This is a genomic window from Thermodesulfobacteriota bacterium (assembly GCA_040753795.1).
Classification (GTDB): domain Bacteria; phylum Desulfobacterota; class Desulfobacteria; order Desulfobacterales; family Desulfosudaceae; genus JBFMDX01.
The window spans coordinates 16,676-29,086 of the sequence record JBFMDX010000023.1; the positions used below are offsets into that span (position 1 = coordinate 16,676).

Sequence of the window (12,411 nt, forward strand, 5' to 3'; positions counted from 1 at the left end):
GGTCGAATTGAAGCTGTTGCGCAGTCAGAAAGATCAGAGCATCGCGATCGTGGGAATCGGCAGTCTGTTCCCGAAATCATCCAGTCTAAAAGAGTACTGGCGCCTGCTGACCCGGGGCGAGGACGCCATTACCGACGTCCCGGCCACGCACTGGTCGGCCGTTGATTATTACCGCCAGGATCCTTCCGGCGGTGATTTCGTTTATTGTAAACGGGGCGGTTACCTTTCCCCGGTATCGTTTGATCCCACCGAATTCAATATTCCGCCCAGCATCCTGGAAGCCACCGACAGTTCTCAACTGCTGGGGCTGGTGGTCACCCGCATGGCCCTGGAAGACGCCGGATACGGGCAGGGCGGCAGGCCCTGGGACCGGGATGCCACCGGCGTGGTCATCGGCGTGACCGGAACCCAGGAACTGGTGATCCCGTTGAGTTCACGGCTGGGATTTCCCATCTGGAAAAAGGCGCTGGAAGACGCCGGTGTCTCCCGGGATCAGGCGGAACAGGTGGTGGAGCGGATCGCCGACGCTTATGTCTCCTGGCAGGAGAACTCTTTCCCCGGACTTCTGGGTAACGTGGTGGCCGGGAGAATCGCCAACCGTTTCGACCTGGGCGGGACCAACTGCGCGGTGGACGCCGCCTGCGCCAGTTCCCTGGCGGCCGTCAACCTGGCCGTGCTGGAACTGATGTCCGGCCGCAGCGACATGATGATCGCCGGCGGCATCGACACCTTGAACGATATTTTCATGCACATGTGCTTTTCCAAGACGTCGGTCCTGTCCTTTTCCGGAGACGCCCGGCCGTTTTCAAAAGATGCCGACGGCACCGTGCTGGGCGAGGGGCTGGGCGTTTTTCTGCTCAAGCGCCTGGAGGACGCGGAAAGAGACAAAGACAAGATTTATGCCGTCATCAGGTCCGTGGGCACATCCAGCGATGGCCGGTCGGCGGGCATTTACGCGCCGGTGGCGGAAGGCCAGTTAAAAGCCCTGCGGCGGGCATATGAATACGCGGATATTTCACCGGCCACCGTTGAAATGGCCGAAGCCCACGGCACCGGCACCCGGGTCGGCGACGCCGTTGAATTTGAAGCGCTGTCCCGGTTATACAGGGAAGCCGGCGCCGGACAGGGACAGTGCGCCCTGGGATCGGTAAAGTCCATCATCGGCCATACCAAGGCGGCGGCGGGCGCGGCCAGCCTGGCCAAAACCGCCCTGGCCCTCTATCACAAGGCCATTCTCCCCACCCTGAAGATCGGCGAGCCCGATCCCAAGCTGAACATGGACCAGTCCCCGTTTTATATCAGCACCCTGCTGCGGCCCTGGCTTTCCAACCGGAAACATCCCCGGCGGGCGGCCATGAGTTCCTTTGGCTTCGGCGGCAGCAACTACCATATGGTCCTGGAGGAATATGCCGCCGAAAAAACGGTCACCGCCTGGGACAACACCGTGGAAATCGCCGCCTTTTCCGGATCGACGAAAGCGGAGGTACTGCGGAAGATGTCCGAATTCCGGGACGCGGCCGTGGCGGCCGCTTCCGGTGCCGGGGTGTTTTCGGAAATCGTCGGCCGGCACGCGGCTGAATCGCGAAACGCTTTTCGTCATACCGACAAGCACCGGGCCCTGGTGGTTATCGATCTGTCCCGGGACAAGGCGGCCGAAACGCTTCAAGCCGCCCTGGACACCGTGGAAAAGGCGGAGCACGCCTTTACTTCCACGGAGAACGTGTTTTACGGAACGTCGGATCATCCGGACGGACCGGTCGGCAAAACCGCTTTTATTTTTCCGGGACAGGGCAGTCAGTATACTTACATGGCTCGTGACCTGGCGGTCATTTTCCCGGAAGCTCACCGCGTTTTTGAAACCGCCAACCGGCAGTTTGAGAATTTTCATGACGCCGCGGAAAAGCGGCTGTCCGATTATATTTTCCCGGCCGGTTTAACCGAAGACGTGAAAAAACAGGCCGAGGAAGCGCTGCGGAGCACGGATATCGCCCAGCCGGCCATCGGCGCCGCCAGCCTGGCCATGGCCCGGATTCTGGCCCGGTTCGGCCTGGCCGCCGACATGACCTGCGGTCACAGTTTCGGCGAACTCACCGCCCTCTGCCAGGCCGGGTGGATGGACGAGGAGACCTTTCTCGCTCTGGCGGCCGCCCGCGGCAAATACATGGCCGCGGCGGGCCGGGAACCCGGGGCCATGATGGCCGTCAAGGAGGACCTGGCCCGGATCGAAGCCCTGGTCGCGGAAAACAGCCTGGACCTGGTGCTGGCCAACCGCAATAGTTACGATCAGGGGGTATTGTCCGGCCGGGAGGCCGAGATCGAACGGGCCCTGGCCATCTGCAAGCAGAACAAGATCAGGGCCACGCGTCTGCCGGTATCGGCCGCTTTTCACACCCCGCTGGTTCAGGACGCGGCCAAACCTTTCCGTGATTATCTGCGCAAAAAAGAAATCGCCGCCACCGCCATCCCGGTTTATTCCAACACCACCGCGGCCCTGTATCCGACGGATGACAATGAGATCAGGCAAGTGCTGGGCAGACAGATTTTGAACCCGGTGAGTTTTGTTGACGAGATCGAACGGATGTACGCGGACGGCGCCCGGATCTTCATGGAAATCGGTCCCAAATCCGTGCTGACCGGACTGGTCCGGTCCATTCTCAAGGGCAAAGAGTTTCATGCCCTGGCCCTGGATGCTTCCGGCGGCCGTAAATCCGGCCTGGAGGACCTGGCCCGGACCCTGTGTTTCTTCGCCGCCGTCGGTCATGCCGTGAACCTGGAAAAATGGGAAGACCCGCCCGTCCCGGTCGTCCGTGAACAGAAGATGTCGGTTCCCATTCTCGGCGCCAATTACCGCAGGGAAAAGCCGCCGCGGCCGAAAAAGGCCGTCGCCGCTGTTCCCCCGCCGGTCCGCCAAGAGCCGCCGGCAGAGCGCAAGGACGCTCCGCCGGTTCACGCGCCGGAACGGGCGCCGGTGACGCCGGCCCCGGTTTCGGCGGCATCCGACAGCGGCGTGCTGCGGGATGCCCTGAAGGTGGTCTCGGAAAGCCTCAAATCCATGCAGTCCCTTCAGCAGCAGACCGCCCTGGCGCACCAGAAGTTTCTGGAAACACAAACCGAAGCAGGCCGGGCCCTGGGCGTTGTCATGGAAAAAACCCGGCATTTGAGCGCCTTTGTCATGGACGGCAGCGCCATCCCGGTTGAAACCACTCCACGGCCGGTCCGGCCGCCATCCGTCATGCCCGTGGTTGAACCGGTCCGGCCCGCGCCTTTGCCGGAACCGGTGACGACCGCGGCCGAAACGCCGCCGCCGGCTGGCCCGGCCGCTCCGGCGGTGGATGCCGCCATGATTCAACGGGCCATGCTCGACATCGTCAGCCGGGTGACCGGCTATCCGGTGGAGATGCTGGGCCTGGAGATGGATATCGAGAACGACCTGGGCATCGACTCCATCAAGCGGGTGGAGATCCTGTCCGTCTTTGAAGAGGAACATCCGGACGTGCCCTCGGCCGCGCCCGAGGACCTGGCCGAGATGCGGACCCTGGGCGAGATCTGCGATCACCTGCTGTCCCTGGCCGGAGCTGTCGTCACGGCCGGAGCGCACACCGCCGTGATAACGGAAAAGGCGGCTGCCGGCATATCGGCGGCGGAGATTCAAAGCGCCATGCTCGACATCGTCAGCCGGGTGACCGGCTATCCGGTGGAGATGCTGGGCCTGGAGATGGATATCGAGAACGACCTGGGTATCGACTCCATCAAGCGGGTGGAAATCCTGTCCGTTTTTGAAGAAGAGCATCCGGACATCCCCTCGGCCGCGCCCGAGGACCTGGCCGAGATGCGGACCCTGGGCGAGATCTGCGATCACCTGCTGTCCCTGGCCGGCGCGCACACCGCCGTGACAACGGGAAATACGGCGGCGGCCGGTGTATCGGCGGCCCTGATCCAGAGCGCCATGCTGGATATCGTCAGCCGGGTGACGGGATACCCTCCGGAGATGCTGGACCTGCAAATGGATATCGAGAACGACCTGGGCATCGACTCCATCAAGCGAGTGGAGATCCTGTCGGTCTTTGAAGAGGAACATCCGGACATCCCCTCGGCCGCGCCTGAGGACCTGGCCGAGATGCGGACCCTGGGCCAGATCTGCGATCACCTGCTCTCCCTGGCCGGCGCTTCGATAAAACCGGCGACGACTTCCGGGCAGGAAACCGCGTCCATTGAGCCGACACCGGCCATAACCGAACCGGCGACGGTTCGAGTCCCGCGACGGCGGATCGAATTACGTGACATGCCGTTGACGGACCGACGGCCGGTGACAATCGCCGACGGTCTGATGATTTTTGTGACCGGCAATGATCCGGACCTGGGACAGGCCATCTGCGACCGGATGATATCTTCCGGCGTCCGGTCCTGTTTTTTAAATACCATTGACTCCGGCCAAGATTTTTCAAAAGCCGGCGGACTGGTGATCGTTTCCAGGATCGAGGTCGGGGTTGACACGCTCTGGTCCGCTGCCGATGAAGCTTACGTAAAGGACGTGTTCGCACTGGCGGCCAAGGCCGGTCCGGCACTGGTGAAAAATTCGGAAGGTGGAAAGGACACGGTTTTCGCGGCCATTACCCGCCTGGACGGCGCCATGGGCTTTGGCGATAAGGCCGATTTCAACCCCCTGCAGGGAGCCCTGGCCGGCCTGGTCAAAACCGCCGCCATTGAATGGCCGACAGTGGCCTGCCGGGCCGTTGACGCGGATCCCGGCTGGACGGACACCGACGCCGTGGCGGCGGCCGTTACGGCGGAGATCCTGAACCAGACGGGCCCGGTCGAGGTGGGCCTGACCAGAGGATCCAGGCGGGTGATCGCGCTGGTTGAAGCTGCCTGTCCGGAAGGTGATATCCGGCTGGAAGCGGGGGACGTGATCGTCGTTTCCGGCGGCGCCAGGGGCGTGACGGCACAGTGCGTCAAGGCCCTGGCCGGACGCGCGCCCGCCGCCATCGCGCTGCTGGGCCGATCCCCTCTGCCGGCGGCCGAACCCGAATGGCTGGGCGGCGTCAACGGAGAAGCGGAGATCAAGAAGAAGATCATGGAAAACGAGTTTTCCGGCCGCAAGATCTCTCCCATGGAACTGGAGGCATCTTATAAGAAATATATAGCCAACCGTGAAGTGTCCGATACCATCGCTTATGTCCGGGGCCTGGGCCGGAAGGTCGTTTATTACCCGGTGGACATCCGTGATCCGGAGGCCGTTAAAAAAACGATTGACGTCATCCGCCGGGACCAGGGCACCATCCGTTGTCTCATTCACGGCGCCGGCGTCCTGGAAGACCGGTTTATCGTCGAAAAAACCCGGCCGCAGTTTGACCGCGTCTTTGATACCAAGGTGGCGGGCGCCCGGGCGCTTTTGTCCGCCGTTGATCCGGCGGACTTGCGCTATGTTGTCTTTTTCTCTTCGGTCAGCGCCCGCATGGGCAACAGAGGGCAGGTGGATTATGCCATGGCCAACGAGGTGCTGAACAAAACCGCCCGTAAGCTTTCCTTTCGCCTGCCGGAATGCCGGGTCATCGCCATCAACTGGGGGCCATGGGACGGCGGCATGGTGACGCCGTCTTTGAAACGGGAATTTGAAAAGAACGGGCTGGCCCTGATTCCTCTGGAAGCGGGCGCTCAATGCCTGCTGGCCGAAATGGGCGGCCGCGACCGGGACGAGAACGAGATTGTGATCGGCGCCGGATTTTCCGACCTGATTCCGGGAACTGCCTCTCCGGCTGACGCGGGCCATGCGAACAAAGAACCGGATGTGTCCGTCAATAACAGCGACCTGTCCGTGGCCTTTGAACGCGAGGTCAGCCTGTCGACTTTTCCGGTGTTAAAGGCGCACATGCTGGGCGGCAAGGCGGTGGTGCCTTTTGCCCTGGCCGCGGAATGGGTCGGCAGCGGCGCGCTTCACGCCAACCCCGGCCTGCTGTTGACCGGTATCGATGACATGCGGGTCCTTTCCGGTATCGTTCTGGACGGCGCTTCGGAAAACGTGGCGGTGATGACGGGAAAGCCGAAGAAAAACGGTTCGGTGTTCGAGGTCGAGGTCCAGGTCAGTGCCGGGAAAGATGCCGCCGGCAAACGCCTGAAGTATGCCGCCCGGGCCGTGCTTTGCGCCGACTACGAAACACCGCCGGCTTTTCGTGAACCCGCTTCCCTGGCCTCGGGCGGTTACGCCAGGCCGGTCCGGGAAGTCTATGAGAAAATTTTGTTCCACGGCCGGGAACTGGCCGGAATCCGTGAAATACCCGCCTGCACTCCGGACGGGATCAAGGCCCTGGTGGCCTGCGCGCCGCCGCCGCGTCAATGGATCTCCCAGCCCCTGCGAAACACCTGGCTGGCCGATCCCCTGGTGCTGGACACCGCTTTCCAGCTGGGCATTGTCTGGTGCTACGAAAACGCCGGCATGGTCTGCCTGCCGGTTTCCTTTAAAACGTTCCGGCAGTACCGGCCGTCTTTCCCGGCGGACGGCGTGATCACGGTTCTGGAAGTGAACCAGCGGTCCGGTCACCGCATCGGCGGTGATTTTACCTTCCTGGACGCGGACGGCATTGTCGTGGCCCGCATGACCGGCTACGAAGCGGTCATGGACAAGTCGCTGGAGAAGGCGTTTAAGTTTTAAGTGTTAAGTGTTAAGTTTTAAGTGTTAAGTTTTAAGTTTTAAGGTGATTTTTAGAGGTGGCCATCAGTTCGTGTCGGCCCCCGTATGCGCCCCGTTCAAACCGGTCAGCGAATGGATGTTGCCGGAATCATCACCAAAGGACGTCGCGCCGGCCGCCTCATCAAAATGCCACAGGCCCACGGTATCGGCATCAGTGGTAAAGTTTCCGGCCGGTGGAGAAAAGTCCGCCGTATAGCGGACGCTATCTGAAACCCTGACCTCGTCGATTCTGCCGGAGAAGGGACCGGTGAAATCATATGAATTGAGGCCGACGGCGAATTTCTGGCTCGAGGATGTATAGAAGCCGCTGTAACTGAAGTCGGACGGAGGGTACAACACGCCGTTTATGGAAAGCGTTATCTGGTTTGTCGAGGCATCGAACATGCCGGCGACATGATTCCACTGGTTGAGCGCGACGGACTCGAACACCGTCTGACCGTCCCATCCGCTTCCGCTTTCTCCCCAGACATAAAAGCCTATTCCCAGGCCGTTGTTGGAATAGGCGGCATTATAATCTACAAAGAAATCATAGGCGTCATCCGACAGGATATAGCTTCTCTGGCCGGCCGTGGGGTAAATCCATGCCTCGACGGTAAAGTCCGCCGGAGTGCCGGAAGCGGGGAAGATGGTCGTGCCTGCCTGGGCGTAGCTGTTGTTGCTTTCCAGCAGGAGAACATTGCCCGACGGTCCGCTGCCGCCCGATCCATCATCGGATGAGATCCGCTCCCAGTAGGTTTTTACCTTAAACCCCGAGAGATCTTCTTCCTCCAGGATCAGGGTGTCATCGGAAATGCTGTATTGAACCGTTTCACAACCCTCCCCGGCGAGGCATCCGGTAATTTCATTGCCGCTGACGGTGTAGGTGCCGCTGACGCTTTCCCCGTCGGATGTGTATACGACCGATCCGTCGGTGTTGAACCGGGATGTCTCCTCCCCGCAGGTAACGTCAAACCCAACGCAGGTCGTGCTTCCGGGGCAGGAAACCGAACAACCGAAACCCTCGTTATCTTCCATCCGGGTCAGCCGCCATTCGCCGATGAGCGGATCGTCGCCATTGCCGTCATCGTCTCCTCCTCCGTTATCGAGGGATTCTCCGGCCAGGGCCGGCAGTCCGTCCAGCATCTTGCCGTCGGAAGAGCCGTTGAGCTGGAAGCCCACGACATCTTTATCGGAGACATAAGTGATGAAGGTGGCACTGGCAATGCTCTGGGGCGAGAAGATGTTTTCCGGCCTGTCGACCACCTTGGCATGGCCGTTGACGGTGATGGTGTCGGTGGCGACGACCGAGCCGGTATTGTTGTAGGCGGTCAGGGTGACGGACGCCGCATCGTCCTCGGTGTTGACAAAGGCGATGCCCGTCCAGCCGCTTTGCTCGATCTTGGCGAATACGCCCTGTTTCGATCCGCCGCCGTTCTGTTCGGCGTAAGCCGCCAGCACCTTTCCGTCCAGCGTGCCGAAGAGCTCAAACCCGGACAGGGGCTGGGTGGCGTCTATCCTGAACCAGGCCGTCTGAGCGGGAAGGTCCAGGTTTTTCACCACGCCGACATACTTTTCCTTTCCGCCGATATTCAGGATGGAAGGGGCAAGCGCCGTACCTGTTTCGCTGTAGGGGGTGATGGTGATGTCACAGGCCGTATCCGACGGATTGTAGGCCACAATACCGGTCCACCACTTGGTCATGTCGGCCACATGGGGGTAATAGATAGTGGCGGCCGTATCGTCCGTGAGCAACAGGCCGTCGAGCTGGGTATCGTTACCGAACAGCTCCACACCGATGACGCCGGCGGCGCCGGTGATCACGCCGGACTTCATGTCCGGCCGTTCCTGGCCGCCGAACAGGGTGGAACTGCTGATGACTTTATGCTGCCCGGCGGCGAGGGTGGTGTGATAATTCATGGCGCCGTCGTTGAAGCTGAAACGCACGTTTATCGGCGCGTCGTTTGTGTTCAGCAGGCTGATGCCGGTCCAGAAGGTGTCGTTCGAGGCGATGTGAGGGATATAGATATCGCCGGTGTTGATCTCGGTTACCGCGGGAATGGCCGTCCGGAATTTCCCGTTCTGGTAGAACTTGGTGTATCCCTGGAGTCCGGTGCCGTCGGTATCAAATATGATGTAGCCGATATTGTCGGAGTCCGCGAATTCGGTCTCGACAGTGATTTGCCGGCGGCCGAGCGGAGGAAGAGAGATAACGATGGTGTCAAGAATCAGGCCGGCATCGCTGTAGCCGTTCAATGTCCCGGTGACGGTCTGGTCGCCGGTGTTGATAACGGCGATTTCCGTCTGCCAGAGGGACTTGGTTGAAACATGCGGAAAGTAAAGGTCCGCGGAACAAATCAGCGGCACGCAAAAGAACAGAAAACCCACTCCTGAAATCAGCCTGGCCATTGTTTTCATCATGTTGATGCTTCCTCATGTGCTTGGATTAATCTTTATCCGGTTTGCTTTCGAATTTATAATTTTACACAAGATAAGGTCAAAGGTCCAGCGGCGGACGATGGGCGCGCCGGCGGATCCGGTTAATAGATTTGATCACCGGCCTGTGCCTGACGATCCACTGCTCCAGTCTGTATTTCCCGGGAAAATCCATCAGCAGAATACCGATCCCGATAGTCAGAAGACCCTGGCCGGGAATAAACAGCATGATCAGTCCGGCGACGATCAGGAATAATCCCAGTGCATTTTTGGAAATGCGGATCATGAGCCTGACGGCGGGATGCTTTAGTTCCTGTCGGGCTTCCCGGCGGGAACGATGAGAAAAATAGTCGGCGGGCAGTCGGACGATCAGCCAGGGAACGATGACGAGGGTACCCGCGAATAAAATAATCGATACCAGGGTCATTCCTCCGATATATTCACCGTGGGTCTTGAAAAATTCGATCTGGGTCGGAATGATTTCCGTCATCGGTTAACCGTTTAAAAGTTTTAAGTGATTAAGTGGTTAAGTTTTAAGTGTGAAGGGTTCAGGGCCCACGAGCCCTGGACCTTAAACCCTAAACCCTTAACACTTAAAACTTAACCACTTAATCACTTAAAGCTAACAAGACCGCAAGTAATTGTCAGTTATCGGTTTGGTCCCGGGCCGCGCCCGGCTGGGACGCTTAAAACTTAACCACTTAACACTTAACACTTATAACTTATCAGAAAAAAACATGCCATACACCCGAAGCTTCTATTCCTGCCCACTGCCGGACGTGCGACCATTTCAATTCTACTGCCAGGTGGTTGTTTTTCGAAACCTTCAGGTTGTTTGAGAAGGCCAGAGCCTGTTCCGTATGCGTATCTCCCAGGGCGAATCCTTTGATTTCCCCATAAAGATGCATTTTTACCTCAGGGGTTATTGTTTTGATCAGTCCGCAGGTTGCGCCCGGCCCCATGGCGTAATTCTTTTCCATCGCCCCGGAAACATCCGCTTCCGCCGTTACCATGGCATAGGTTATCCCGGAAACGGGGAGTTCGGCGGCCAGTCCGGTTCCGCCGTTAAGCCGGTAATAAAGGGATTCATCTCCGTCGGCCATGGGTTTGCGATGGAAACCGGTATCCACTTTCCAGGAGAGGGGCTTGAAAAAGTCATCCCGGCCGGGGATGGAAATGATATCGATGATATCCATCTGCTGGAGCTTCAACCGACCTGAAGCGGCGAAATATCTGAGCCTGGCGTCGATGAATTCAATCTGAGCGCCCTGGTTCTGGAAATGATCCATATCCAGCACATCGGTAAAAGCCGGCCGGTAGCGCACCTCACCGAAGACGTCGCCGCCGCTTTCCCCGCCGGCCAGACTGATCCGGCCGGAGTCATGGCCGGTATCCGGCCGGGGCGGAGGTGGAATTTCCTCATCATCCGTGCCGTTCATTATGCCCAGTTTGCTGCGCGCCTTCAGTGTCTGCAGGAATCTTTCCTGGTAAGTCTCCCGGTCGATGTCTTTTTTAACCAGAAGGTATTGCAACTGTTCGGCGGCCAGGTCCAGCACGCCGGCCTGTCGGTCGGCAGCAAGCGAGGGAAGGGCAGTGCCGACTTCCGCCGGTGCCATCCGGCCGTTGATAACGTCAAGGGCCGATTCGACAGACACGGGATCGAGGGTTTCCATGGCGTGACGGATGCGGGTGGCTTTTGACGGCCGGAAAACCGCGTCGGCGATCAGGCCGGCCCTGCCGATCTCCCGGACGGTGTCCAGGGGAAGAACCGCCGGCCCATCGAATCGCGAAACCAGGTCGACCGACGGCCGGGCCGCTTCCATAAGAAAAAGCAGGTTGTAGGAGCAGTTTTCGTCAAAGAAAAAGTAGTCGGTATAGACGCCTTTGTCGAATTCCTTGACGTGTCGGATCAGGCGCCTGATTTCATCCGGAGTGAGGTTGAGGGGATATTCCCAGATATCCCGCTGATTGATATCGCCGTACTCCTGGATTTTTTTATAATAGGGATCCACTGAATAATATCCCTGGAAGAGGCCGAACAGACCGTTAAAGGCAAAGGCCAGATCGCTGGTGGTGTCGACCCTGGCCGCGTAATTCACGGCATAGGCCAGGCGCCTGTTTTCATATTCGGTGTTGATGGCCAGGAGCGTATGACCGAACATGGAGGCCGGGTTGTTCAGGTAGCTGGATGGGAACACCAGCGTTGCCGTCACCGGATCAATGCGGTCGATCTCCGGGCACATCCGGTCGGCAAAAGCATCGGCAGGGATGGCCAGGGTTTCCCTGAGCCACATGTACCGGCCGTAAAATCGGCACACATAGGACGCGGCCGCTCCGTCGTCCGGCTGGAACAGGGCGGTGATGGAAGATTCCAGTTCGGCCCGGGGATTGGTTTTACCGTCGGGCGCCAGAAAATAACGCGGGTCATCCACCTGGCTCCTGAAACCGAAAAGCGTTTTCCGGTAATGCATCAGGATATGCCAGTAACGGTCTTCCGACAGGTTTTTCTCGCGGGAGAGGGCGATCAGCCCATCCACGTCCGGCTGTCCGGCGCGGGCCCGGGCGGGATAAAATGAGGCCAGCAGAAAGACGAATATGAAAAAAAAAGGCACATGGCAAAAAGAAGCCATGCGCCCTTTTTTTATATTTGCGAGGTGAACCATCAAGAACGGTTAGATGGTCTGCATGATCCGGGAGATCTGATCGACGACTTCGGTGGAAGAAACCTGGGCCGAAGGATAGATCGTGTCGAAGTTGTTCTGAAGCGCGGCGTACAGGGTCGGTCTTTCAGTGGCCGGCACTTCGGCGATCTCGGCCAGGGCGTCCAGGGATTCACCCTGTCCCTGGGCGATGTCGACGGCCAGGACATCCATGTTGTCGGCGACAAAAACCTTCATCTTGTCGTTGGTCGCGAACTTCTTCGGCGCGCCGCAGTCCAGGGTGCCGGTAGACATGGCAAAGGTCTGGTTCCCGCACAATCCGTTCAGAAATGTACCGACCATGTTCCAGAGAAAGCCTTCCTTGTCGGCCAGAGCCATTCCGCCCAGTCCGCAACCGCAATCCTGGCGAACGGTATTGGCGCCGGCGATACCGGCCATACTGATCATGACGAGACATAACACAACTGCAAGAATCTTCTTTTTCATCCTCATGTCCTCCTTTTTGGTTGATTGCAGGCCTTTTAGAAACGACTGTTCGACAGAACGGTGACCCCTGCCTCTGGGGTCTGTTTTTGTTTGATCGTAATAAAAAATTTACACATCCGTCGTTTGTTTGTCAATTACAATATTCTAACCGGATCTTTGCCTTGT

The 12,411-nt window shown here is 59.0% G+C and carries 5 protein-coding genes; 1 reads left to right on the top strand and 4 read right to left on the bottom strand.

Annotated elements, in window-relative coordinates:
- The first annotated feature begins 7 nt into the window (after positions 1–7).
- The gene (locus AB1724_18300) at positions 8–6,649 is read left to right on the top strand and encodes an SDR family NAD(P)-dependent oxidoreductase (protein ID MEW6079764.1); all 6,642 of its coding nucleotides are present in this window, start codon (positions 8–10) and stop codon (positions 6,647–6,649) included.
- A 63-nt stretch (positions 6,650–6,712) separates the two neighbouring features.
- Here AB1724_18300 and AB1724_18305 read toward each other — a convergent pair whose 3' ends face one another.
- The 4 genes from AB1724_18305 to AB1724_18320 all read right to left on the bottom strand — a co-directional run bounded on the left by AB1724_18305 (position 6,713) and on the right by AB1724_18320 (position 12,246).
- Entirely contained in the window at positions 6,713–9,085 is a 2,373-nt protein-coding gene (locus AB1724_18305) for a LamG-like jellyroll fold domain-containing protein (GenBank protein ID MEW6079765.1), read from the bottom strand.
- A gap of 76 nt (positions 9,086–9,161) precedes the next feature.
- Positions 9,162–9,590 (bottom strand): PGPGW domain-containing protein, encoded by a 429-nt coding sequence (locus AB1724_18310; protein ID MEW6079766.1) that lies wholly within the window; start codon positions 9,588–9,590, stop codon positions 9,162–9,164.
- A 235-nt stretch (positions 9,591–9,825) separates the two neighbouring features.
- A complete protein-coding gene (locus tag AB1724_18315; protein ID MEW6079767.1) occupies positions 9,826–11,730 on the bottom strand; it encodes a DUF4105 domain-containing protein in 1,905 nt (634 codons plus the stop codon).
- 42 nt (positions 11,731–11,772) lie between these two features.
- A complete protein-coding gene (locus AB1724_18320; GenBank protein MEW6079768.1) occupies positions 11,773–12,246 on the bottom strand; it encodes a DUF3015 family protein in 474 nt (157 codons plus the stop codon).
- Between the last annotated feature and the right edge of the window lie 165 nt (positions 12,247–12,411).

Bases quoted from the DNA above. Each gene is read 5' to 3' on its own strand.
- AB1724_18305 (MEW6079765.1), bottom strand. From the start codon at position 9,085: ATGATGAAAACAATGGCCAGGCTGATTTCAGGAGTGGGTTTTCTGTTC.
- AB1724_18310 (MEW6079766.1), bottom strand. From the start codon at position 9,590: ATGACGGAAATCATTCCGACCCAGATCGAATTTTTCAAGACCCACGGT.
- AB1724_18315 (MEW6079767.1), bottom strand. From the start codon at position 11,730: ATGGCTTCTTTTTGCCATGTGCCTTTTTTTTTCATATTCGTCTTTCTG.
- AB1724_18320 (MEW6079768.1), bottom strand. From the start codon at position 12,246: ATGAAAAAGAAGATTCTTGCAGTTGTGTTATGTCTCGTCATGATCAGT.